The organism is Mycolicibacterium chlorophenolicum (assembly GCF_001044235.1).
GTDB lineage: Bacteria > Actinomycetota > Actinomycetes > Mycobacteriales > Mycobacteriaceae > Mycobacterium > Mycobacterium chlorophenolicum.
Map to the genome: position 1 here is coordinate 856,912 of NZ_JYNL01000064.1, position 25,666 is coordinate 882,577.

13 protein-coding genes and 1 pseudogene are annotated in these 25,666 nt (G+C 69.9%); 7 read left to right on the forward strand and 7 right to left on the reverse strand.

Annotated features, from left to right (window positions below):
* Positions 1-81 precede the first annotated feature (81 nt).
* Positions 82-1,170: an NAD(P)H-dependent amine dehydrogenase family protein gene (locus MCHLDSM_RS26450; RefSeq protein ID WP_048473003.1), complete on the forward strand. Its 1,089-nt coding sequence runs from the start codon at positions 82-84 to the stop codon at positions 1,168-1,170.
* A gap of 13 nt (positions 1,171-1,183) precedes the next feature.
* Here MCHLDSM_RS26450 and MCHLDSM_RS26455 read toward each other — a convergent pair whose 3' ends face one another.
* The 3 genes from MCHLDSM_RS26455 to MCHLDSM_RS26465 form a co-directional block, all read right to left on the reverse strand.
* The gene (locus MCHLDSM_RS26455) at positions 1,184-1,975 is read right to left on the reverse strand and encodes an SDR family oxidoreductase (protein ID WP_048472682.1); all 792 of its coding nucleotides are present in this window, start codon (positions 1,973-1,975) and stop codon (positions 1,184-1,186) included.
* A gap of 12 nt (positions 1,976-1,987) precedes the next feature.
* Positions 1,988-2,482 (reverse strand): TspO/MBR family protein, encoded by a 495-nt coding sequence (locus tag MCHLDSM_RS26460; RefSeq protein WP_048472683.1) that lies wholly within the window; start codon positions 2,480-2,482, stop codon positions 1,988-1,990.
* Between the two features lie 85 nt (positions 2,483-2,567).
* Entirely contained in the window at positions 2,568-13,487 is a 10,920-nt protein-coding gene (locus MCHLDSM_RS26465; RefSeq protein ID WP_048472684.1) for a type I polyketide synthase, read from the reverse strand.
* 213 nt (positions 13,488-13,700) lie between these two features.
* On the opposite strand from MCHLDSM_RS26465, the gene MCHLDSM_RS26470 reads away from it, so the two are divergent.
* From MCHLDSM_RS26470 to MCHLDSM_RS26490, 5 genes and pseudogenes are all read left to right on the forward strand, one after another.
* A complete protein-coding gene (locus MCHLDSM_RS26470; protein ID WP_048472685.1) occupies positions 13,701-15,122 on the forward strand; it encodes a condensation domain-containing protein in 1,422 nt (473 codons plus the stop codon).
* A 36-nt stretch (positions 15,123-15,158) separates the two neighbouring features.
* Positions 15,159-18,161, forward strand: coding sequence for an MMPL/RND family transporter (locus MCHLDSM_RS26475; RefSeq protein WP_048472686.1), 3,003 nt, complete (start codon positions 15,159-15,161; stop codon positions 18,159-18,161).
* 140 nt (positions 18,162-18,301) lie between these two features.
* A pseudogene (locus tag MCHLDSM_RS26480) lies at positions 18,302-19,757 on the forward strand (fatty-acid--AMP ligase); the annotation flags it as partial.
* Between the two features lie 116 nt (positions 19,758-19,873).
* Positions 19,874-20,209, forward strand: coding sequence for a hypothetical protein (locus MCHLDSM_RS26485; protein WP_014805475.1), 336 nt, complete (start codon positions 19,874-19,876; stop codon positions 20,207-20,209).
* A 443-nt stretch (positions 20,210-20,652) separates the two neighbouring features.
* Complete coding sequence (locus MCHLDSM_RS26490) at positions 20,653-21,378, forward strand: Crp/Fnr family transcriptional regulator (protein WP_048472687.1); 726 nt, start codon at positions 20,653-20,655, stop codon at positions 21,376-21,378.
* A gap of 83 nt (positions 21,379-21,461) precedes the next feature.
* On the opposite strand, the gene MCHLDSM_RS39795 is transcribed toward MCHLDSM_RS26490, so the two are convergent.
* The 4 genes from MCHLDSM_RS39795 to MCHLDSM_RS26500 all read right to left on the reverse strand — a co-directional run bounded on the left by MCHLDSM_RS39795 (position 21,462) and on the right by MCHLDSM_RS26500 (position 23,500).
* Positions 21,462-21,800 carry a hypothetical protein gene (locus MCHLDSM_RS39795; protein ID WP_234714192.1) on the reverse strand — a complete coding sequence of 113 codons (339 nt, stop codon included), beginning with the start codon at positions 21,798-21,800 and terminating at the stop codon, positions 21,462-21,464.
* A 142-nt stretch (positions 21,801-21,942) separates the two neighbouring features.
* Positions 21,943-22,173 carry a hypothetical protein gene (locus tag MCHLDSM_RS39800; protein ID WP_158021545.1) on the reverse strand — a complete coding sequence of 77 codons (231 nt, stop codon included), beginning with the start codon at positions 22,171-22,173 and terminating at the stop codon, positions 21,943-21,945.
* A 362-nt stretch (positions 22,174-22,535) separates the two neighbouring features.
* On the reverse strand, positions 22,536-23,213 hold the full coding sequence (locus MCHLDSM_RS26495; protein ID WP_048473005.1) for a hypothetical protein: 678 nt from the start codon (positions 23,211-23,213) through the stop codon (positions 22,536-22,538).
* A gap of 5 nt (positions 23,214-23,218) precedes the next feature.
* Positions 23,219-23,500 carry an SHOCT domain-containing protein gene (locus MCHLDSM_RS26500; protein ID WP_048472688.1) on the reverse strand — a complete coding sequence of 94 codons (282 nt, stop codon included), beginning with the start codon at positions 23,498-23,500 and terminating at the stop codon, positions 23,219-23,221.
* Positions 23,501-24,213: 713 nt separating this feature from the next.
* Between MCHLDSM_RS26500 and MCHLDSM_RS26505 the strand changes: the two genes are divergently transcribed.
* Positions 24,214-25,644 carry a type IV secretory system conjugative DNA transfer family protein gene (locus MCHLDSM_RS26505; protein WP_014805470.1) on the forward strand — a complete coding sequence of 477 codons (1,431 nt, stop codon included), beginning with the start codon at positions 24,214-24,216 and terminating at the stop codon, positions 25,642-25,644.
* The last annotated feature ends 22 nt before the right edge of the window (positions 25,645-25,666 follow it).

Sequence of the window (25,666 nt, forward strand, 5' to 3'; positions counted from 1 at the left end):
TTTTTCGCCCTGTTCTGCCTGCTGAGCAGGCCAAACGGCACCCTGTGATGATGGTCACGTTTGATTCTCTAGGGTGTGGTCATGGCTTCCAGCATCGGTGTCGCGGTATGGGGAACGGGCAATATGGGCGCGACGTCGATCCGTTCGGTCACTGCCTTTCCCGGCCTGCGGTTGACGGGCGTCATCACCTCGTCCGACGACAAGGCCGGCCGGGACGCGGCGACCTTCGCCGGCCTGGACGCGCCGACCGGGATCCTGGCCGGTACCGACGTCGACGCGGTGCTCGCCGGCGCTGACGCGGTCGCCTACATGGCCTCCGGTGACATCCGGCCCGACGAGGCGGTCGCCGACATCGAACGGTGCCTGCGCGCCGGCGCGCACGTCGTCACCCCGTCGCTGTACTCGCTGTACGACCCGCGCTCCGCGCCGCCGGACTGGGTGCAACGTCTCACCGCTGCCGCCGAGGAGGGCCGGGCGGCCCTGCTGGTCAGCGGCGTCGATCCCGGCTGGGCCAATGACGCGCTGGCGGTCACCGCCGCCGGACTGTGCACCCGCATCCGCACCATCACCTGCCAGGAGATCTTCGACTACTCCACCTACGACCAGCCCTACGCGGTGCGGGTCTCGTGCGGGTTCGGGATGCCGATGGACGAGACGCCGATGATGCTGCTGCCGTCGATCCCGACCATGGTGTGGGGCGGCAACATCCGGCTGATCGGGCGCGGGCTCGGCATCGAGATCGACGACATCACCGAGGAGGTGGAGCGCGTCCCGCTCGACGAGACCGTCGACACCGTGATGGGTCGCTTCGACAAAGGCACCCAGGGCGCCTTCTTCCTCCGGGTCATCGGGTGGTCCGGCGGTGTGCAGCGGGTGATCGTCGAACACATCACCCGCATCGATCCGTCCTGCGCCCCGCACTGGCCGCAACCCGACGAGGGGGTGGGCGATCACCGCGTGATCGTCGACGGCGACCCGCAGCTGACGATCGTCACCCGCGCCGATGTGCCCGGCGGAACCCGCGCCGACGGCGGCAACACGACTGCGGCCAACCGCCTGCTCGGCGCGATCGGATGGCTGGCCGAGCAGAAGCCCGGGATCTACGACGGGCTCGACGTCCCCCTGCATCCGCCGCTGCCGCCGGAGGTGGAGGCGACGCGCTGGGCGTGACGCCGCGCCGGGTTCAGTGCCCGGCGAGACGCTTGTTGACCAGCCTGGTCAGCCACGCCGGGGAGAACCGCGCGCCCGCGGCGAGCGCCTTGGCCTGGGTGCCGACCGGGAAGTGCACCTGGCGGAGCACCTTGCGGGGCAGCGTGGGGTCGACGGCGGCGACGATGCCCTCGGCGATGTCCTGCGCGGTCAGCCGGATGCCCAGCGAGGTGGTGGTGCCGGTCGAGATGCCGCTGGTCATCGCCGTGTTCACGTACAGCGGCCACATGTCGATGACGCGGACGTCGTGGCCGCCCCACTCCAGGTTCAGTGCTTCGGTGATCGCCCGGACGAAGAACTTGGTGGCGCTGTAGTTGGCGAGATCGGCCTGGCCGTAGATCGCCGACGCCGACGCCAGGTTCACCACGACGGCCCCGGGTGTGGTCTTGAGGTACGGGAACGCGGCGTGCAGACCGTTGACCACACCCTTGACGTTGACCTCGATCTCGCGGTGGTGCACCTCGAGCGGGATCTCCTCGAAGCGTCCGGCGTTGAGCAGCCCGGCGTTGTTGATCAGCACGTCGAGCCGCCCGCCGGCGGTCTCGTGGAACTCGGCCAGCCGGCGCGCCATCTCGTCGGCGTCGGTGACGTCGAGGTGGCCGACCACACCGCGGCCACCCACCGCGGTGATGTCGCGCTCCAGCACGGCGAGCCGTTCCTCGTCGATGTCGTACGCGCCGACGAAGTACCCCCGCTGCGCCAGCAGCAGACCCGTCGCCCTGCCGATCCCGGTGGCACCTCCGGTGATGAACACCGACTTGGTCATGGGCCGCTCCTCCTAGGAATTCAGTTGCCAGACAGCGAAATTGAGGCACAGCGCGAACGTCGACCACGCCAGGTAGGGCACCAGCAGCCAGCCCGCGACCGCGCTGCGGCGGAAGAACAGCACCACGGTGCCGACGAGGATCAGGCACAGCACGCTCAACTCGGCGAAGGCGATGCCGCGCCAGCCCAGGCCGAAGAACAGCGGCGTCCAGGCGGCGTTGAGCACCAGCTGGGTGCCGTAGGCGATCAGTGCGGGCCGCGTCTGTGACCACGGGCCGCTGCGCCACACCAGCCAGGCCGCCACCGCCATCATCGTGTAGAGCACCGTCCACACCGGACCGAACACCCACGACGGCGGCGCCCACGACGGCTGCTGCAGGCGTGCGTAGTCCTGCGCCGAGGTGGCCGACGCGAGACCGCCAAGAGCCGAGGCGATGACCACCGCGCCGAGCGAGATCGCGAGAGCGATAACGTTTTTCGAGCGCGTGGGTTGATGACTGTCAACCATGCCGGATTAGCCTACCGGTGCGACGGCCGCGGCCGGTCACCGCGGTCGCGACGTCCCGATTCCGTTCGAATTGCCGCACCCGGCGTCAGTCCGCCGATTCGGCGGGCGGTTCGGCATCGGGCAGCTGGCCCACCAGGTACTCGGCGAGCCCGCCGATGGTCGGGTAGTCGAACACCGCGGTCGCGTTGATCGTGAACGCTCCGCCGAACTGGCTGTGCAGCCGGTTGCGCAGCTCGATCGCCATCAGCGAATCGGTGCCCAGGTCCAAGAACCGGCTCGACGCCGCCGGCGGCTGCGCGAGCCGCAGGAAGTTCTGCACCTCGCGCTGCAGGAACTCGGTGACGAAGCCGGCGCGTTGCGGCACCGGGATCTCCTGCAGCTGGCGCAGCAGTTCGCTGTCACCGGTCACCTCACCGCCGGCGCTGGGCAGCACCAGGTCGAGCATCGGCGGGCGTGCGGCGCCGAGCACCTTGGCGGCCCGCTGCCAGTTGGCCTTGAGCACGGTCGCCTGCCCGGTCCCGTTGGCGACGACCTCCGACAGCGCGCTCAGCGCCGCCGACGGTTCGAGCGGGGTCAGGCCCTGGGCGCTGATGTTGGCCGTCGCCGCCTCCGACGACGCCATCCCGCCGCGGGCCCAGGGGCCGAAGTTCACGCCTGTCGCCGGCAGACCGTGGGCCCGCCGCGCCGCGACCAGACCGTCGAGGAACGCGTTGGCCGTCGCGTAGTTGGCCTGCCCCGGAGACCCGAACACACTGGACACCGACGACGACACGATGAAGAAGTCGAGATCGTCGTCGCCGGTCAACCGGTCGAGGTGATCGGCGCCGTAGGCCTTGGGGGCCAACGTGTTCCGGAACCGCTGCAGATCTTGCGTCGACAGCAGCGCATCGTCGAGCACGCCGGCCAGGTGCACCACGCCCGCCAGCGGGGGCATCTCGGCGCGGATGCGGTCCAGCAGCGCGGTCACCTCCTGCTCGTCGCCGACGTCCGCGGTCACGACGTGCACCCGGCACCGGTGGCGTTCGGTGAGGTCGTCGATGAGCTGCGCCGCGTCGGCGGATGGGGCGCGGCGGCTGGTGAGCACGATGTCGCCGGCGCCCAGTTGCGCCAGATGCGCTGCGATGTGCAGGCCGATCGCGCCAAGACCGCCGGTGATCAGGTAGGTCCGATCTGGTTGCGGCTGAAGCGGTCTCGGCATCTGTAGCACGATCTTGCCGATGTGCCGGGCCTGCTGCATGCGCCGGAACGCCGACCTGGCCTCCGTCAGCGGGTAGATCTCGGCGGGCAGCGGCGTCCACTCGCCCTTGGCCAGCCCCTCCGACACCTCGGTCAGCAGCCCGCGGATGCGGTCGGGCTCGGTGAGCATCACCGTGTCCAGGGCGACGATCTCGTAGTCGATGTCGGACCGGGCCTGAGCCATCTGTTCCGGCGTCCAGATGTCGCGCTTGGCGATCTCGGCGAAGCGGCCGCCGTGTGCGGTGGCCCGCAACGTCGCCTCGATGAACCCCTCACTCGTCAGGCTGTTGAGCACCACGTCGACGCCGGCACCGTCGGTGTCGGCCAGGATCTGATCGGCGAAATCGGTGCTGCGCGAGTCGTAGACGTGCTGCACCCCCATCCGGCGCAGCGTCTCGCGTTTGAAGGCGCTGGCCGTGGCGAATACCTCTGCCCCGCAGCGTTGGGCCATCTGCACGGCCGCCAGCCCGACACCGCCGCTGGCGGCGTGGATCAGCACCTTGTCGCCCGGCTCGAGCCGCGCCCAGTCGAAGGACAGCCGCACCGTGAGCGCCGCGGCGGGGATGGTCGCGGCCTCGACCGCGCTCACCCCGTCGGGGATCGGGGCCAGGAACTGCGAGGGCACGTTGAACCGGCTGGCGAACGCACCCTGCATGGAGCCGTAGACGCGCTGGCCGATGTCGAGTCCGGTGACACCGTCACCCACGTGCGTGACGGTGCCGGCGAAGTCGCCGCCGATCGGGCCGGGATCGCCGGGGTAGAGGCCCAGCACGTTGAGGACGTCGCGGAAGTTCAGCCCCGCCGCCTCGACCCGCACCTGCACATAGCCTTCGGCGGGCGGCGCCACCTCGGTCTCGGTCAGCCGCAGGTTGTCGATGGCGCCCCGTTCGGTGGGCGCGAGCACGTAGTCGTTCGCCCGGGGGACGGTGAGGTGCCCGGTGCGCGCCCACGGCACCAGCCGGGAGGCCAACAGTTTGCCCTGCCGCACAGCGACTTCGGGTTCGTCGACGGGGTGGGCGAGCAGGATGGCCAGCGCACGGACAGCTTCCGGTGATCCGTCGCCGTCGACGAGCCGGGACCGCAGTGCGGGTTCCTCGTTGGCCACGGTGCGCCCGAATCCCCACAGTGCCGCCTGGACTGGGTCGACGGGCTCGCCGGATTCGCAGGCCACGGCGCGTTCGGTGACGATCCACAGTCCGCCGGGCAGCTTCACCTCGCCGCTCTGCACGGCATGGACCGCGCTGAGCAGGTGGTCGATCTCGCCTTCCAGGCGGGCGGCCTGCGCGGCGCCCGATTCGGATTCGGGCGACGGGGCGGCGCGCCACACGACGCCGGAGAACCCGACACCGCGCTGGTGCGCGTCGGCCAGCACCTGTCCCAGCGCGGCGGACTCGGTGGTGCGGGGCAACGGAACACACCCCGGCACGAGCGCGGCCAGGTCGTCGAACCCGGCGATCAGCCAGGTACCGCTGGGCACCGGATCCTCGGCGGCCGGCGCCGGCACCTCGTGCCAGCCCACGGTGTAGAGCAGCCGGGTCGCGTCGCCGCCGAGGCCGCGCAGCAGTGCTTCGCGCGGTGCCCGTTTGACGGTGAACTCGCGAATGCCGCCCAGCCGGTTGCCGTCCCGGTCGACGAAGTCGAGATCGAACACCTGGGTCTCACTGTCCAGCGCGGCCCGGTGCCAGGTCGCGCGGCAGTAGAACCGGCGCGGCATGCTCTGCGCCACCGACACCTGCCCGTACCGCAACGGCAGGTACAGATCGGTCACGCCCTGTTCGGCCGCCAGCAGCGCCGGGAACGCCGGGAACGCGACGCCGGTGCACAGATCCATCAGCACCGGATGCATCGGTTCGGTGCCGAGGTGTTCGGTGAGTTCCTCCCCGACGAGGATGTCGCCGATCGCCTCCCCGTCGCCGAGCCACAGCGATTTCAGCGATCCCGACCACGTGGGACCCCAGGCGAGTTCGAGGTCGGCGAACGTGTCGAACAGCTCCTGCGGCCGCATCCGGGTGAGCCGCTCGACGGCCTCGTCGATCGGTTCCGGTGAAGGGGCGTCGGAAGCATCGTCGGCGGTGTCTGTGTCGTCTGCGCCGGCCAGCACCCGGCCCTCGGCGTTGAGCGACCATTCGGCACCGGCTTCGCCGTGGGGCCGGCTGTGCACCTGGAAGGTCCAGTCGCCGTCGGTGGGATGCAGGGTCAACTGCACCTCGCGGGACGCCTTCTCCGGCAGGATGATCGGCTCGTAGAAGAAGACGTCCCTGGCCCGGGCGGGGGCGCCGACGGCGGCCAGCGCCATCGCCGCGTAGGTCGCGCCGGGCACGACGACGGTGCCGTAGATGACGTGGTCGGACAGCCACGGCTGCGATTTCACCGACAGCCTGCTGGTGTAGACCGAGTCACCGGAGGCCAGTTCCTTGGCGCTGCCCAGGATCCCGGAAACTGCGGGGCCGACGCCGCCGTCCACCGTGATGCCCGCACTTCTGGGCCAGAAGCGGCGACGCTGGAACGGATAGGTGGGCAGTTCCACGACGTGCCGGGGACGGCGGGCCACCGCGGCGAAGTCGGGCCGGTGACCGCCGACGTAGGCCGCGGCCAGCGCGTCGGCGATCTGACGGCGGTCGCTGACGCCCTTGCGCAGCGACGCGATCGCCCGCGGGGCCGGCAGGTGCTCCGGCCAGACCTGCACCGCGGAGCCGGTGAGCACCGGTTGCGGACCGATCTCCATCAGCACCGAGCAACCGAGGGCCGCCACGGTGCGCACACTCTCGGCGAACTGCACCGGCTGACGGGAGTGCTTGCGCCAGTACTCGGCGTCCAGCGTCGTGTGGCCGGTGAGCACCGCGCCGGTGCGGTTGCAGACCAGCGGCAGCGTCGGCGCTGCGAACGGCAGTTGCGCGGCGTAGGACTCGAATTCGTCGAGGACGGGATCGAGCAGTTCGGAGTGGAAGGCGTGGCTGGTCTCCAGCCAGGTGCAGCGGACGCCGTCCTCACCGAACGTCGCGACGATCTGCTCGAGGTCCTCGCCGGGGCCGGACAGCACGGTGTTGGGACCGTTGTACGCCGCGACCGACACCCGGGGATGCCCGCCGGCGGCGTCCTCGACGCGGGCGGCGTCGGCGAACACCGCCACCATCCGACCGCCCTCGGGCAGGTCGCCGAACAGCCGGCCCCGCTGGGCCATCAGCCGGGCACCGTCGGCGAGGCTGAACACACCGGCCACGCAGGCCGCCGCGTACTGGCCCACGCTGTGGCCGAGCACCACATCGGGTGTGACGCCCCAGGACTGCCACAGCCGGGCCAGCCCCATCTCGAGGGCGAACAGCGCCGGTTGCGCGAACGACGTGTGCCGCAACCGTTTTCCGGCCTGGCCGCCGGTCTCGCGGTCGGTGGCGAACAGCACCTCGAGCAGCGGTTCTGCCAGCAGATCCTCGACCGCCTCGGCGCACTGCGTCACCGTGTCGGCGAAAACCGGTTCGCTGTCGAACAATTCGCGGGCCATGCCGGGATACTGGCTGCCCTGCCCGGTGAACAGCCACGCCGTCGTCGGGCGGTGCGTGTGCTCGCCCCGCACGACGCCGGGCCGCAACCGGTTCTCGGCGAGGTCGGCCAGCGCGGCGCGGGCCCCGTCGACAGAGTCGACGACCAGCGCGGCGCGCTGCTCGAAATGGGAGCGTCCGGTGCCCGCGGTCAGGCACACGTCGGCGATGTCGGCGTCGGGGTGGGCGCCCAGCCAGGCCTCGTACCGCTGCGCCAGCGCCGTCAGCGCTTCGGGGGAGCGCGCCGACAGGGGGAGCACACTCACCGGGGCGTCCGGCGCCGTGTCGGGCTGCGGCGGCGCCGCGGCAGGCGCCTCCTCGATCAGCACGTGGGCGTTGGTCCCGGTGAAACCGAACGAGCTCACCCCGGCGCGGCGGGGCCGGCCGTGCGGGTGCCACGGCGTGGCCTGGTCGACCACGCGGACGGGCAGCGTGTCCCAGGGGATGTGCGGCGACGGGGTGTCGAAGTGCAGGCTCTTGGGCAGCACCTCGTGTTGCAGCGACAGCACCACCTTGATCAGACCGGCTGCGCCGGAGGCGGATTCGAGGTGGCCGATGTTGGTCTTCACCGAACCCATCAGCAGTGGCCGATCGGGGGTGCGCGCGTCGCCGTACGCGGCCGCGGCGGCCTGCACCTCGATCGGATCGCCCAGCGGGGTGCCCGTGCCGTGCGCCTCGAGGTAGTCGACTTCACCGCCGGTCAGCCCGGCCCGGGCCAGCACCGCGCCGATCAGCCGTTGCTGCGCGCCGCCGTTCGGGACGGTCAGGCCGCTCGACGCGCCGTCCTGGTTGACCCCGCTGCCGGCGATCACGGCGCACACCGGATCCCCGTCGCGCACCGCGTCGCTGAGGCGTTTGAGCACCAGGACGCCGCAGCCTTCGCTGCGGACGTACCCGTCGGCCGACGCGTCGAAGGTCTTGCAGCGTCCGACCGGGGACAGCATCCGCGCGCGGGAGGCGGCGACGGTGGTCACCGGGCTGAGCAGCACGTTCACTCCGCCGGCCAGCGCCAAGTCGCAGTCGCCGGAGTGCAGCGCCTGGCAGGCCTGGTGCACGGCGACCAGCGCGGAGCTGCACGCGGTGTCGACGGCCACGGCCGGGCCCTCGAGGCCGAGCGCGAACGACACCCGCCCGGAGATGGCGTTGAGCGCATTGCCGGTGATGAAGTGCGGCTCGATCTTGTCGATCGACTCGGCCGAGAGCAGGTGCGCGTACTCGTTGGCGGCCACGCCGGTGAAGACGCCGGTGCGGCTGCCGCGCAGCGAGGCCGGCGAGTAGCCCGCCCGTTCCAGGCCCTCCCACACCGTTTCCAGCATCAGGCGCTGCTGGGGCTCGATCCACACGGCCTCGCGCGGGGAGATGCCGAAGAACTCGGGATCGAATCCGTCGATCCCGTCCAGGAATCCACCGAAGCGGGTGTAGGTCTTGCCCGGGGCGTCGGGGTCGGGGTCGTAGAACTCGTCGATGTCGAAGCGGTCCTCCGGGACCTCGCGGATCGCGTCGACGCCGCCGGCCAGCACGTCCCAGAACGCCTCGGGGTTCGGCGCGCCGGGGAACCGGCAGGAGACCGCGACGATCGCGATCGGATCGTCGGTGCGGGCGGTGACGACCGTGGCCGGCCGCGTCGGCGCCGCCTCGGTGAGTCCGAGCACCTCCCCGAGCAGGTAGTCGGCGACGTCGGACAGCCGCGGGTGGTCCATCGCCAGCGTGGCGGGGATGTCGCGGCCGACGCCGGTCTCGATCCGGCGGCGCAGCTCGACCGCCATCAGCGAGTCCATGCCGATGTCGAAGAAGCCGGCGTCCTCGCGGATCTCGGTGGCGTCCACCCGCGTCACCTCGGCCACCGCGTCGCGCAGGTAGTCGATCAGCAACGTGCGGCGCTGCTGCACGGGTGCCTCGGTGAGCCGTTCGACCAGGGCGGTGCGCCCGGTGGCCGTCGGTGCGGGAACAGCCTGTGGCAGTTCCTGATTGAGCTCGGCGAGCAGTCCGCGGCGGCCGGTCTGCTCGTACAGCGGCAGGAAACGGGCCCAGTCGATGCGGGCGACGACGGCCTGAGGGGCGCCCGTGGCCATCGCGTCGGCCAGGCCTGCCAGCGCGTCGGCGGGGGACAGCGTCGCGACGCCCCGCTCCTCCAGCCGCGCCCGCGACCGCGCGTCGGCCATGCCGACCGCCCAGGGCCCGAAGTTCACGGCGCTACCGGCGACACCGCGCTCGCGCAGCCGCCACGACAGCCCGTCGAGGAAGGCGTTCGCCGCGCCGTAGGCGGTCTGACCGAAGCCGCCCCACACCGACGCGATCGACGAGGTGCTGACGAAGAAGTCCAGATTCAGCTCGGCCGCTGCCTCGGCGAGATGCCACGCACCCCAGACTTTTCCGGCGAACACGCGATCGATCTCGTCGTCGGTGAGGTCGGTCATCGGGGTGGTGCCGATCTCGCCCGCGGCGTGCACCACCCCGGCCAGCGGTGGCAGCTCGGCGTGCATCATGGCCAGCAGCCGCGCGACGTCGTGGGCGTCGGCGACGTCGGCGGCCACCACGCGCACCTCGCAGCCGTGCTGTTCGGTCAGCGCGGCGATGCGCTGCCGGGCCGCCTCGCCGGGCTCGCGGCGGCTGGTGAGCACCAGGTGCCGGGCGCCGTGCGCGGCCAGATGACCGGCGATCTCGAGTCCGATCGCGCCGAGCCCGCCGGTCACCAGATAGGTTGCCTCCGAACGCATCTGTAGTCCCTGAGCAATCGGCTGGCCCGTGCGCCGCGTCAGCCGCGGCACGTAGCCGTCGTGGCCGCGCAGCGCGAGCTGATCGTCCCGGATGCCCGGGCCGGCCGGTGTCGTGATGCGCTGCACCAGCGCCGACCATTCCTCGGCGGTACCGGCGGCGAGGTCGGCAAGGCCGCCCCACAGCTGCGGGGCCTCGAGCGCGGCGGCGCGGCCGAATCCCCACAGGCAGGCCTGATCCGGTGCCGTCACGTCGCCGTCGGCGACGCGCTGCGCGCCCCGGGTGACGAGCCAGATGGGGCTGCGCACCTCGGCGGTGGCGGCCGCACGGAACAGCCGCCGGGTGCCCGGCAGCACCCGGTGCTGCATCCGCAGCAGGGACCGCGTCGACGTCGAGGCGTCGGCGTCCAGCCCGGCGATGTGCACGATGCGCAACGCGGGATCCGCCGCGGCCGCGCTGCGCACGGCGTCGGCGACGGCGGCCTCCTCGGCGTCGGAGAGCGGCAGTCCGAGGATCTGGTACCGGTGCCCCCGCGCGGTCAGCAGGTCGATCAGCGGGCGGGTGGCGGGGGTGTCGTCGCCGACCAGGATCCACGAGGGGGTGTCGGCGGTGTCATGCGGTGCGGCGCCTGCGGGATCCCAGCGGATCTCGTACCGGTCCTCGGTGATCGACTGCGCGTCACGTTGCTGATTGTGTTGCGCAGCAAGGGTACTGAGGATCTCCCGGGTCCGGGTGTCGTCCTCGGTGGCGCCGAGCAGCGCGGCGAGTTCGTCGATCCGGCCGTCTTCGAGGAGTCCGACGGCGGCGGTGCGCGGGCCCGTCCGCTGCTGACGCTCGACGGGTTCGCGCGCGTCGCGGAACCAGTACTGGCGGTGCTCGAACGGATAGGTCGGCAGGTCGAGGGTGCGTGCTGTCGACGGACGGACGGCGCGGAAGTCGGGGAGGTGGCCCAGGACGTAGGCGTCGGCCAGCGCCTCGGTGATCTGCCGCTGGTCGGTGGCGGTGGGGCGCAGGCTCGCGATCACCCGCGGGCTGGTGGCCGGGTCGGGCCAGGCCGCCAACGCAGCGGCGGTGAGCACCGGTCGCGGACCGATCTCGACCAGCAGCTTGCAGTTGAGCTCGGCCAGAGTGCGCACGCTGGAAGCGAACTGAACCGGTTGACGGGCATGCCGGCGCCAGTACGCGCCGTCGAGGGTGACGCTGCGGCCCAGCGCGGCGCCGGTGCGGTTGTCGATCAGGATCCGTTGCGGCGGCCCGAAGGTGAACCGGTTCGCGGTGGACTCGAACTCGTCGAGGATCGGGTCGAGCAGCGCGGAGTGGAAGGCGTGGCTGGTCTCGAGCCAGTCGCAGCGCACGCCGTCGGCCACCAGCCCGGCGACCGCGCGTTCCAGATCCGTTGCCGGACCGGACAACACGGTATTGGCGCCGTTGTAGGCGGCGACGGACACGCTCGGCACGTCGTCGGTCACGGCCTCGACCCGCTCGGCGGGCGCGAAGACTGCGACCATGCGGCCCCCGGCGGGCAGTCCGGCGAAGAGCCGCCCGCGCTCGGCCATCAGCCGGGCGCCGTCGGCGAGGTCGAACACGCCGGCCACACAGGCGGCGGTGTACTGGCCGACGCTGTGCCCGAGCACCACGTCGGGCTCCAGCCCCCAGGACTGCCAGAGCCGGGCCAGCCCCATCTCCACGGCGAACAGCGCCGGCTGGGCGTAGGACGTCAGCCGCAGCGCCTCGGCGTCGTCGTTGTCGAAAATCACGTCGAGCAAGGGCTTTTCGAGGAGGTCGGCGACGGCGGCCGCGCACGCGTCCAGCGTCTCGGCGAACACCGGCTCGGTGTCGTACAACCCGCGGGCCATCCCCGGGTACTGGCTGCCCTGCCCGGTGAACAGCCACGCGGTCTTGGGGGCTTCGTAGGATTCGCCGCGGACCAGCCCGGGTGACGGGCGGTCGTCGGCGAGCGCGCCGAGCAGGTCGAGGGCCGATTCGCGGGAGTCGATCACCAGCGCGGCGCGGTGCTCGGCGTGCGCGCGGGCCACCCCCGCGGTGAAGCACACGTCGGCCGGGGTGGCCTCGGGGTGCTCGGTCAGCCAGTCGCGGTACCGGCCCGCGAGGGTGCGCAGCGCGGTCGGGGTGCGGGCGGACAGCGGGAGCACACGCAGCACCGGAGCCGACGGCTCGGCGACATCCTCAGCGACCGTGGCGGGGGCCTCTTCCAGCACGACGTGGGCGTTGGTCCCGGCGAAGCCGAACGAGCTGACGCCGGCGATGCGCGGCCGCGCGTCGCGGGTCCAGGGCATCGTCTCCTTGACCACCTCGACGGGCAGCCGGTCCCACGGGATGTGCGGGGACGGGTTCTCGAAGTTGAGGTGCTTGGGCAGCGTCTCGTGCTCGAGGGACAGGATCACCTTGATCACGCCCGCGATGCCCGCGGCGGCTTCGAGGTGCCCGATGTTGGTCTTGGCCGAGCCGATCAGCAGCGGCCGGTCCGGTTCCCGGCCGTCGCCGAGCGCCGCGCCCGCGGCCTGCGCCTCGATCGGGTCGCCCAGCGAGGTGCCGGTGCCGTGGGCCTCCAGGTAGTCGACGTCGCGGGGGTCCAGGCCGGCCCGGTCCAGCGCGGCCGCGATGACCCGCTGCTGGGCCACCCCGTTGGGCACCGTGAGTCCGCCCGAGGCGCCGTCCTGGTTGATCGCGCTGCCGCGGATCACCGCCCGGATGTGGTCGCCGTCGCGCAGCGCGTCCTCGAGGCGTTTGATGACGATGATCCCGCAGCCCTCGCCGCGCACGTACCCGTCGGCGGCCGCGTCGAAGGTCTTGCATCGGCCGTCGGGCGCCAGCATGTGGGCGTGGGAGAAGGTGATCATCGTCGCCGGGGTCAGCAGCACGTTGGCGCCGCCGGCCAGCGCCAGGTCGCATTCGCCCAGGCGCAGCGCCTGGCAGGCCTGGTGGATCGCCACCAGCGAGGAACTGCAGGCCGTGTCGACGGCAACGGCCGGCCCCTGCAGCCCGAGCCGGTAGCTGATCCGGCCTGCCGCGGCGGCGTTCGAGGTGCCGATGGCCATGTAGGCCTCGATCTCGGAGTACGTCAGCTCGTCGGACGCCATGCCGAGGTAGTCGTGGGTGGCCAGCCCGACGAAGACGCCGGTGTCGGTGCCGGCCAGCGTCGACGGTGCGATGCCCGCGTGTTCGACGGCGTGCCAGGCGGTTTCGAGCAGCAGCCGGTGTTGCGGGTCGAGCTGCCGGACTTCGCGGGTCGACATCCCGAAGAACGGCGCGTCGAACCCGGTCACGTCGTCGACGAAGCCTGCCCGACGCGTCACCACCTTGCCCGGGGTGCCGGGATCGGCGTCGAAGAAGGCCTCGGCGTCCCAGCGGTCCGGCGGGACCTCGGAGATCGCGTCGCGTCCCTCGCGCAGCAGATCCCAGTACGCGTCGGCGTCCGGGGCGCCGGGGAATCGGGCCGCGTAGCCGACGACGGCAAAGCGAGCGACAGGGTCGCTTCGACCTTCGACAGACACCACGTGGTTGTCCTTCCCCCGACCAGGATCACGTCGACGGCTACTATCGCACGTCGTCACGCTCCCCGGGCGTGCTAGCGCGACGGTGTGACGGGGCGCTCGGGCGACTCCCCTCGGCTGCGAAGGTCCTTGAGGACCAGCACTCATTCGGTAAGTTGATCCAGCGATGAATGGCCCTGCCGGACGGCGACGGGCAGGACGGGGGAGGACCGCGGAGTGCGCATCGGGAAGATCACGGTCGGCGCACTGGAGGAATGGTCGTTGGCGGCCGGGTCGGTCACCTCGTGGCATCCGACCGCGGCGGCGGTCGAGAAGGCGCGCCAGGCGCCGGTCAGCGCGGTGCCCGTCAGCTACATGCAGGGCCAACACCTGCAGAACTACTGCCGGCGCAGCGCCGACGGACTGAACTTCTCCCGCCAGATCATCGCCAGCTGCGACGTCGCGGGCCAGTGCGACATCGCCGCGATGGATCACGCGGTCAACGCCTATCTGCGTCGGCACGACACGTTCCGCAGCTGGTTCGCCCAGACCGGCGACGGGGAATTCATCCGGCACGCCCTCACCGACCCCGACGACATCGAGTTCGTCCCCGTCACCCACGGTCACATGGACGTCGACGAGATCCACGCCCACGTCGTCGACATCCCGAGCCCGCTGGAATGGGGCTGCTTCACGTTCGGGGTCATCCAGTGCGAGGACCACTTCAGCTTCTTCGCCTCGATGGATCACGTGCACGGCGACGCCACGCTGATCGGCACCACGATGATGGAAGCCAACGGGATGTACTCGGCGCTCAGCGGCGGCGGCCACGCCCTGGTGCTGCCCGACGCCGGGAGCTTCGACGCCTTCTGTGTGCGTGAGCGCGAGTTCACCGACGAGCTCACCGTCGACTCGCCCGGCGTGCAGACCTGGATCGACTTCGCGGAGAACAACTCCGGCGGCTTCCCCGAGTTTCCGCTGCCGCTCGGGGATCCGCAGCAGTCCACCCGCAGCACGATGACCTCGCACGTGCTGCTGGACAGCGCGCAGACCGACCGTTTCGAGGCGGCCTGCGCGGCCGCGGGCGCACGGTTCGTCGGGGGCCTGTTCGCCTGCCTGGCCCAGGTGGAGCACGAGCTGACGGGCGCGCTCACCTACTACGGGCTGACGCCGCGCGATTCGCGCACCGCCTCGGACAACTTCATGACGCAGGGCTGGTTCACCGGTCTGATCCCGATCGTGGTGCCGATCGGCGCCGCCTCGTTCAGCGACGCCGCATGGTCGGCGCAGTCCTCGTTCGATTCGGGGCTGGCGATGGCGAAGGTGCCGTACTACCGCGTGCTGGAGCTGGCGCCGTGGCTGAACTGGCCGCAGGCGAACTTCCCGGTGTCGAACTTCCTGCACGGCGGGGCCGCGCCGCTGAACGCGATCCTCGCTGCCGGCGAAATGGGCCTGGCCGACAACATCGGGATCTATCCTGACGGCCGATACTCCTATCAGCTCACGATCTACATCTTCCGCTACGGCGAGGGCACGGTCATGGCGATCATGCATCCCGACAACCCGGTCGCCAGAAAATCGGTCGACCGCTACATGCAGGCGATGACGTCGGTGTCGGCACTGGTCGCCGACAGCGGCCAGTGGGGACGCGTCGCATAGCGTGCGGCACGGCGAGGGGTCGGGGGTGAAGGCGACATGCGGCGGCTAGCCGGTCTCGTGGTGCGGTTCCCGTGGGCCGTGATCGCGGTGTGGATCGCGATGGCGGTCGCCCTGCCGCTGACGTTCCCGTCCCTGGGGGAGATGGCGCAGAAACACCCGCTGGTCATCCTGCCCGCCGACGCGCCGTCGAGTGTGACCGCGACGAAGATGGCGGAGGCGTTCCGCGAACCCGGCTCGGACAACCTGCTCGTCGTCGCGTTCATCGACGACGCGGGACTCACACCGGCCGACGAGGCCGTCTATCGCGACGTCGTCGACGCGCTGCGCGACGACGTCACCGACGTCGTGTCGGTGCAGGACTTCGTCAGCACCCCGCAGCTGCGCATGTTCCTCACCAGCGACGACAAGACGACCTGGGTGTTGCCGGTGACGCTGGTCGGGGAGCTCGGCACGCCGCGGGCCTACGACTCGTTCAACCGCGTCGCCGACGTGATCGCCCACCACGTCCCGCCGCGCGGCAGCCCGCTCGCCGTGCACGTCACCGGTCCCGCGGCCACCGTCGCCGACCTGACCGTCGCCGGTCAGCACGACCGGCTGCCCATCGAGATCGCGATCGCCGTCCTGGTGCTGGCCGTGCTGCTGCTGGTGTACCGCAACCCGGTGACGATGCTGCTGCCCCTGGTGACGATCGGGGCGTCGGTGCTGATCGCCCAGGGGGTGGTCGCCGGCTACTCGCAGCTGACCGGCTCGGGGGTGTCGAACCAGTCGATCGTGTTCCTCAGCGCGATCCTCGCCGGCGCCGGCACCGACTACGCGGTGTTCCTGATCAGCCGCTACCACGACTACGTGCGGACGGGCGCCGACGTCGACGACGCGGTCACCCGGGCGATGATCTCCATCGGGAAGGTCATCACCGCGTCGGCCACCACGGTCGGCATCACGTTCCTGGCGATGAGCTTCGCGACGATGGGTGTGTTCAAGACCATCGGGGTGTCCGCGGCGATCGGCGTCGCGGTCGCGTTCCTGGCCGGGGTCACGCTGCTGCCGGCGATCATGGTGCTCGCCGGCCCGCGCGGCTGGATCGCACCGCGCCGTGAGTTGACGGCCCGGTTCTGGCGCCGCTCGGGCATCCGGATCGTGCGCAACCCGGTGCCGCATCTGGTGGCCAGCGTGCTGGTGCTGGTGCTGCTGGCCGGCGCCGCGGGGTTCGCGAAGTTCAACTACGACGACCGCAAGACGGTGTCCCCGTCGGCGCCCAGCTCGGTGGGCTACGCGGCGCTGGAACGCCACTTCCCGATCAGCCAGTCCATCCCGCAGTACATCCTCGTGCAGTCGCCGCGCGATCTGCGCTCGCCGGCCGCGCTGGCGGACCTGGAACAGATGGCGTCGCGGATCGCCCAGCTGCCCGACGTCGCGCTGGTCAGCGGCATCACCCGGCCGCTGGGTGAGGTGCCGGCCGAGTTCCGCGCCACCTTCCAGGCCGGCATCGTCGGGGACCGCCTCGCCGCGGGTTCGGCGCAGATCGGCGAACGCAGCGGCGACCTGAACAAGCTGGTGGCCGGCGCCGACACCCTCGCCGACAGCCTCGGCGACGTGCGCGCCCAGGTCAACGAGATCGCGCCCAGCCTGCAGGGTCTGATCGACACCTTCTCCTCGGCGCGCGCCCAGTACGGCGGCGACAAGCTGGTGCGCGACGTCGCGACCGCCGCCAAGCTCGTCGACAGCGTGAACAAGCTCGGCCTGTCGATGGGAGTGAACTTCCGCGCGGTGCGGGACATGTTCGGCTGGATCGGTCCGGTGCTGGTCGCGCTGCAGGGCAACCAGGTCTGTGACGCCAACCCGTCCTGCGTCGACACCCGGCAGCAGTTCGAGAAGCTCGTCGCCGCGCGCAACGACGGCCGCATGGACGAGATCAACAAGCTCGCCGGGCAACTGCAGGGGGTGGACGACCGGCAGAGCCTGACCGCCACCGTCAACCAGCTCAACACGGCGTTCGCCAAACTGACGAAGACGATCTCGGCCATGGGGCTGGACACGCCCGCGGGCGCCCGTGCGGGTCTGACCGATCTGCAGCGCAACACCGACCGCCTGGCCAGCGGGAGCCGGCAGGTGGCCGGCGGCGTCGACGAGTTGGTCGAGCAGATCAAGGTCCTGGCCTCGGGCCTGGACCAGGCGTCGACGTTCCTGCTGACCATGCGCCACGACGCGTCGGGCTCGGCGATGGCGGGCTTCAACATTCCCGCCGAGGTGCTGAACGCCGTGGAGTTCCAGAAGGCCGCCGCGGCGTTCATCTCCCCGGACGGACACTCGGTGCGCTACCTGGTGCAGACCAAACTCAACCCGTTCAGCCCCGAGGCGATGGATCAGGTCGACGCGATCAACGACATCGCCCGCGGCGCGCAGCCCAACACCACGCTGGCCGACGCCACGATCTCGATGGGCGGTTATCCCGCGGCGCTGCGCGACACCCGGGACTACTACGAGCGCGACATCCGGTTCATCATCGCGGTCACGCTGGCGATCGTGCTGCTGACGCTGTCGGTGCTGCTGCGCTCGATCGTCGCGCCGCTGTATCTGGTGGGCTCGGTCGTGCTGTCGTTCTTCGCGGCCATCGGCATCGGGGTGGTGACGTTCCAGTGGATCCTCGGGCAGCCGCTGCACTGGACGGTGCCGCCGCTGGCGTTCGTGGTGCTGGTCGCCGTCGGCGCGGACTACAACATGCTGTTCGTATCGCGGCTGCGCGACGAATCGCCGCACAGCGTGCGCTACGGAGTGATCCGCACGCTGAGTTCCACCGGCGGGGTGATCACCGCGGCCGGCCTGATCTTCGCGGCCTCGATGGCGGGTCTGCTGTTCTCGTCGATCGGCATCGTCGTGCAGGGCGGCTTCGTGATCGGGGTCGGCATCCTGCTGGACACCTTCGTGGTGCGCACCATCACGGTGCCGGCGATCGCCGCACTGGTCGGCCGGGCGAACTGGTGGCCGTCCCGGGTGAGCGCGGCGCCGCCGGCGACGCGTGCGCCGGCCGCGACCGGGTGACGGTGTGGGGGTTCGCGGTGGCGGTCGAGGTGTGTGAAACTACGGAAACGTCAGTGGTCGGGGGTACGGATGAGCGAGCTTCTCGCTGAATTCACGGTGGACGCGTCGTGACGTCGACCGGACCGTCGTCGGTGCTGTCGATGCTGCACGGCCGCGCGGCCCTGCGTCCCGATGACACCGCGTTCGCGTTCACCGATTACGCCGACGACCCTGCGGGCCGCGCCCACACCCTGACCTGGGCGCAGCTGTCCCGCCAGACGATGGCCGTGGCGCGGGAGATCCAGGCGTACGGCACCGCAGGCGACCGGGCGGTGATCCTCGGCCCGCAGGGACTGGAGTACATCCTGGCGTTCCTCGGCGCGATGCAGGCCGGGCTCGTCGCGGTGCCGCTGCCGCTGCCGCACCGCGGGTCCAGTCACGAGCGGGTCAGCGCCGTCTTCGCCGACACCACCCCGGCGGTGGTCCTCACGACGTCCGCGGCCGCCACCGACGTCGGCGACTACGTCGACAGCGCCCGGCTGGATCCGGCGCCGCGGATCCTCGAGATCGACGCGCTCGACCTCGACGCCGACAGCGCGGCGGGCCTCGTCGCGACCGACCTGCCGGACACCGCGTACCTGCAGTACAGCTCGGGGTCCACGCGGCTGCCCACCGGCGTGATGATCTCCCACCGCAACCTGGCGGTGAACTTCGAGCAGCTGATGCGCAGCCTGTTCGCCGGTCAGCAGACGACGGGCCTGACGATCGTGTCGTGGCTGCCCTTCTATCACGACATGGGTCTGGTGCTCGGGGTGTGCGCGCCGATCCTGGGCGGCTTCCGCGCCGACCTGACGAGCCCGGTGGCGTTCCTGGAACAGCCTGCGCGGTGGATGCGGGCGCTGGCCCGCAACGAGCGTGCCTTCTCGGCCGCACCGAACTTCGCCTTCGAGCTGGCGGCCCGCAAGACCACCGACGCCGAGCTGGCCGGGCTGGACCTCGGCGGCGTGCTGGGCATCATCAACGGTGCCGAACGCGTCGACCCGGCCACCCTCGAGCGTTTCGCGGATCGCTTCGCGCACTTCAACTTTCGCGACCACATGCTGCGTCCCTCCTACGGTCTGGCCGAGGCGACGGTCTTCGTTGCGTCGGGCACGTGGAACGAATCGGCGGAGGTGCTGCGCTTCGACACCGACGAGCTGTCGGCGGGCCGCGTACGTCGACGCGACTCCGGGGGTTCGGCGCTGGTGCGCTACGCGCTGCCCGCCTCACCGGTGGTGCGCATCGTCGACGTCGACACGTCGTCGGAATGCGCGCCCGACGCGGTCGGGGAGATCTGGGTGTGCGGCGACAACGTCGCCGCCGGCTACTGGAGCAGGACCGCCGAGGAGCAGCAGTGCTTCGGCGCGACGATCACCGACCCGTCACCCGGCACGCCCGCGGGCCCGTGGCTGCGCACCGGGGATCTCGGCTTCGTGCACGACGGCGCGCTGTTCATCGTCGGCCGCATCAAGGACCTCCTCATCATCCGCGGCCGCAACCACTACCCCGAGGACATCGAGGCGACGGTCCAGGAGATCACCCGCGGCCGCGTCGCGGCCATCGCGGTGCCGGTGCAGCTCTACATTGGGCCGATCACTATCACGGTGATCGGCGAGGGTGGCGGGCGCGTGCGCGCCCGCTGGCACTGGTGTGCCCCCGGTCCGGGTTCGGCACCTGCGCTATCCTGACACGTGATGCAGTTGCCGCACTTGCCCGCATCGGATGATCCGGCGGGGATCGCCCGGGTGGCCGACGCTGAACAAGGCGCCTACTTTCGGCGCTTGTTGGTCAGTGAACTCGCCGAGGTTGACGCCAGAGTCACCGAGGTTCGTGACCGGATCGGCCACAGCCTGGCCCGCGGCGCGTTCTTTGAGGCAGGACGCGCTCGGGCTCAGCTCGAGGACGACGAGCAGGACAAGCGCACCATCACACGGCTGCTCTACGCTCTCGATCGGCGCTTTATCCCTGTTGCGGGTCCTCGGGTCACCGCACAACGCGCCGTCAGCGACGCCGCATCCCGTTGCCGCTGAGGGCAACCTGGCCGAACTGCGCCAACAACTCGCGGCCCGAGACCTCATCACCGAGCAGACGGGACCAGTAGTCGGGGGCAGCGATCTGACGCCGATGTCCGTTCTGGAGCAGGCCGGTGGGTGGCCGGTGCATTGGGGCGGCGGCGCGTGACGCAATTGCGCCGGCTCTGGGCTGATCCAGCGAGCTCGTCGAGACCTCGCCCGGGCGGTGAGCAACGGGTAACGTCGGCTTTCCTTGGTGGCTACTGGCGGTTCACCCGCGGCCGGAAAACTCTGGGGCGGCGGGACACGTCTAGGTGCGGCCGGTTGCGGTCCAGACCCACGTTTACCCAGGTTCGTCCCGCAAGGTGGTGCGATCACCCGCCGGTGAGGGGATCGGCGGGTGCTCGCGCGGGATCAGCAGGCCGGCATCACCGATTCCGGCGTTCGCTCAGGGGGCTCTGGTGGACAAGGTACTGGCCGGTGCCGCCATTGCGGAGGCTGTGCACCCGGCCGCTGCGGCGGCGCTGCGGCGGCGGCTGCATCCGATCGTGTTTGGTGCCCGGCAGGCCGTTTTCACCGAAGGTGAGCCCGGCGACCGGCTCTACATCATCAGATCCGGCAAAGTCAAAATCGGGCGCCGCTTTCCCCGGGGTCGCCAACATCTGCTGGCCATTTTGGGGCCCTCGGACATGTTCGGTGAACTGTCTGTCTTCGATCCCGGGCCCCGCACGTCGAGCGCGACCACGATCACCAAGGTGCGCGCGGCCTGGATGGACCGCGACGGGCTGCGCGCCTGGATCGCCGATCGCCCCGAGATCGCCGAACAGCTGCTGCAGACGCTGGCGCGACGGCTGCGCCGCACCACCGACACGCTGGCCGAACACAGCGGCACCGACGTGCCCGGCCGCGTCGCCCGACAACTGCTGCTGTTGGCCCACCGATTCGGCACCGGTAACGGCGACACGCTGCGGGTGACCCACGAGCTGACCCAAGAGGAGATCGCGCAGCTGGCCGGCGCGGGCCGCGAGGCCACACATAAGGCACTGCACGACTTCGCCGACCGCGGCTGGATCCGGCTGGAGACCAACGCCGTGGTGATCCTGCACCCCGACAAGCTCGCCCACCGCGCCGGGCACACTGGCCACATACCAGAGGGCTCACTACACCCATGCTCGGAGTGGTGCTGAGGAAATTGGCGAGCGGGATAACTCAATGCCAAACCCTACCGATCAGCGAAACAACGCGCGATCGAAACGCGCCGCGCCCCCGATCAGCGACCTCCCATCGGCCGCGTGCGAGCCATACCGGCGATCTGCAGCGACGAATCGGCTGGGATCCCCATCGTCATCGGAACCGTCGGTCCCTGCTGCCCGGCATTCTGGCTGAAAACGGCTGCGATCTGCATGAAGTAGCCTGGCAATGTCAACCCGACATGGCCCCGGTGTGACGGGCCGGATCCCAGCGAACGTCGCAACGGGACGAGTTGCACACTAGTCGTATGAGGGGTCTGCCGCGGAGACGGATATTGTGAGAGTGCAGCGATGATGTCAAGACGGGTGCCCGAGGCATATACGAGGTGCAGATCGAGATTGACGTCGCGGAGCGTCATCTGACGATCGTCGAGTGCCGGCGGGCGCGGCGAGCGGATATGGATTCGCACTGGACCCGTTTCCCGATCGCTCGGCTGGGCTATGGGGAGAACCCGCGGTGTGGTGATTGTACTGGCGCGACCGTAACCTGCGTTTCGATGCCTATGGGCTGGTGGCCTGGTGTCGCGGACGGCCAATATCGGGGCTGCTTGCCAGTGGCTCGGGATCCCACAGCGATCTTTTGGGGCTGACCGGGGCTTTCCTGAAGAACCGGTCGGCGGCGTCATAACCGAGCAGCAGTCGAGCGTAACGCTCAATGTCAGCGCGCAGTTCGTCGATGCGGCAGGAGGCGCCGAGGTGGTCGGGCGCCGCAACGTAGTCGTGCAGCGACACCTCAGCCGGTTGGGGTCGCTGGCCAGCCAGTCGCTAAGGAAGGTCAACAATCGGCCGAGCTCGGCCGCGTCGTCAGCGTCCAGACCGAGGAAGGGACCCATCGGCTCTGCCGTCGGAGCCGAGCCTACCGAACGGATCGCGCGGGTGTTACGGACGTCCCCCGCGATGTTATCCCGTCTTTAGCGTGGCACCGGTGATCAGGTCAGCGGGGTCGGGCCCGACCAAGAATTTTACGGGGCCGGTCGCGCAGATCACCGTTGATCGTGCATCTGCACGACCGCTGCTTCAGCGGTCCGGCGTGAACTGCTTCAGCGGTCCGGCGTGAATTAGCCGGTGACCGTCAGCTCGGTATACATCCCGGCCTAGTAGTGGCCGGCGATATTGCAGATCAACTCGTAGCGGCCAGGTTTCAACGTGATGGTCGTCCAGCCCGCAGCACCGGGAGGGATGCCATCGCCCTCGTCGGCGCCGCAGCTGGCCTCCACATGGCCCAGGCTGGCCGATTCATCGACCTGGTTGTTCGTCCCGATGCGTCGCTGGCCCAAATTTTCGCCCGCACCGAGCGGCAGCACGGTCAGCTCGTGAATCCACAGCCCGGTATTGAGCACCCGGAATGACACCTCACCGGCGCGCACCGTGGTCGGGTCGATCAGGATGCTCATCATCCGCATACCCGCCCACGGGTATGCCTGATTCGGTGCGACATGGCCGTATCGCCCGCCAGGACCTGGTCCCATCATGCCCGGTCCCATCATCCCGGGCCCCATCATGCCCGGCCCCATCATCATGCCCGGCGCCATCATCATGCCCGGCCCCATCATGCTGCCGGGCATGTCGGTGAGGGTGACATTGACGACCGTGCCCGGCAACGCAGGCACCTCACAGGACTGCGGTGCGTAAGGGTACGGCCGGATGGGCGCGGCGGGTCCAGCACTTCGAGTACCAGGCGCAACCGCTGCCACGGCGAAAGTGCTGGCCACCCCGAGCACGAGGGCCGCCAGGCCGATAAGCAGAACAAGCCGCAAACGCTGAGTCGACATCGCGCTCACCGGTGTTCGTGCAGTAAGGCCATGCGACGTCGGAACTCGTCCTCATCGATCTCGCCGCGGGCGAATCGTTCAGCCAGGAGATCCTCTGCGCGGTTGGGACCCAGGCCAGGCCAGCCGGTGCGGGCGCTGCTGCGATCGGCGGTGAAATAGCGGATGGCCAGGACCACCAACGTGATCACGACCGCCCAAAACACCACCATAAGCAGACCCATCAGGATCCAGCCGCCCCAACCCCATCCGCAGCCGTGATCCCACATCCAGCCGTCGCCGTCATACATAACTTTAAACCACCTCACCACCGTTGAAGCGTTGTCTGCCGCCCAGAATCCGCTCCTACAGTGTTGATGCGTAGGGTCGATGGTCCTCGTTATGGAAGTCCGAGGGCCTGCCGACTAGGGCCGGCGGCCATGCCGCGCACAGTTGTTAACGACGTCATCTCCGCTGTTCACGCGACGACACTGCGGGGTGTCCCCAGATTCGCAACCCACATCACACGCAGACGACACTACAGATAGATCGAAACAATGAGCCCGAGAGCGTCAGAAAGTTGCCAACCGGCGGCTACACCCCAAGGGGAGTAAATGGAGGCATTTGTACCATGTCCGACTAGGTTTGTCGACAACTGTCGAAAGGGTGAGTGAACGCCGGGAGCGTGGCGTCGGAACGACAGCCCGAACATTGTGCGGGGAACTGTTTTCTGTGGACTGCAGGGAGGGCAGCCCGTGGTGGTGTGGACCGAAGACGACAAGCTGCTGCTCAGCGCCGTTCGTGCCGCTCAACCCGCCACCAGCCTGGAAGGCCTTTACGCATGGTGGTCGTCGCACTCCTAGCGCTCTGAGTGTTCAACTGCGCGGAGTCACCAGTTGAACACTCAGTGGCCACCGATTCTCGCGCGGTCTCTGGGGTCCGTGCATCCAACGAAAACGTACTAGTTGGCTAATCCGGCTCTGGTGGTGGACTGCTACACGTGCCGCCCGCCACGATGTAGCCCATGAGCAAGCGACCCGAGCCCTATAACCCCTATTGCGGGCTGGTCGTCAACAACGACGAGCAGTACGAGAAGGTCCAGGGCGCACCGCATTTGGCGATCAGCGCACCCACGCGCACCGGCAAGACCCGACGCCTACTCGCCCCGGCCGCGGTACTTCATCCAGGCCCGCTGGTGGCCGTGTCCAGCAAGGAGGACCTCGCCGAACTGGTGCTCATGCGCCGCGGAGTCACGGGCCCGACCGGGGTCATCGACCTGCGCCCGGAGAAGACGCTCGCCTGGCCGGAGGGGGTGCGGTCCATGGTCAGTGATCCCACTGCGTCGATTGGGTCGGCCGACGAAGCTCTCACCGTCGCCGAGACCATGCTCGCCACCTCCGGTGTCGGTTTCGGCGGGGCGTCCAGCGGCCAGACGGTGGCCGCTGGCGGTTTGTGGGAATCGACGGCGAGCCGCCCACTGGCGTGCCTGCTGTACGCGGCCAGCCCCCAAGGCAACAGTCAGGGCATGCCCTGGGTCCTGGAAGCCGTCGAGAATCTCGGGGTCGAGGACGAGGAGGACGGCCACGGCGGCGGTCAGATGTCGCTGGAAGCCACACCGTCTTGGATGACCGCGGCAGCACTGTGTCCGCACCCGATGCTCTCCGACCCGATGCAGCGCGTGCTCACGATGAACAGCCGCATGCGCGACAGCGTGGCCATCACCGTCTCCAAGGCAGTCACGCCGTGGGTGCGTCTCGGGCTCAGCGCCACCGAGCATCTCGACCGCCTCAGCGCAGTCGATGAGCTGAGCATCGAATCCTTCGATGTCTCCATGCTCGGCGACCCTGACGCCAGCCTGTTCGTCATCGCACCCAACACCGGCACCGTCGCCGGCGCGGCGGTAGCGCTGATCGACTCCATCATCCGCCATTTCCGCAAACGCACCGCTCAGCACCAGCTTGAACATCGACTGCTGCTCGAACTCGACGAGGTGTGTAACTCCTGCCCGCTACCCGCGCTGCTCAACTACGTTGGCGAGTCGGCGGGTCTGGGCGTCAACATCATGGCCACCGTGCAGGCCTCCAGCCACTTCGACGTCGTGTACGGGCCGAAGTATGCCGACGCGCTGCGCGACATCTTCCCCGGCACCGTCGTGATGTACGGGGCCCATGAGCGCCACCTGCTCGAGCAAGCGTCGCACTGGCAGGGGCTGGGGACGCGGCGCACAGAGTCTTACGAGCCGAACGGTGGAAGCCGTTCGCAGTCATCGCAACTGGGCGCGATCATCGACTGGCAGGAACTGCTTCCACAAAGTTACGAGGAGGCGCAGTTGCTGCTTCGGGGTACCGCGGGGCGCCGTGTCCAGATTCCCGACTGGAGCCAGTTCATCGATATCTACGACAGTGCGATCCAGACTCGCCAGCGTCGACAGCGGATGGCCGCAGCGTCGGCCTGAGCAGGACGTGCGATTCCGGTTC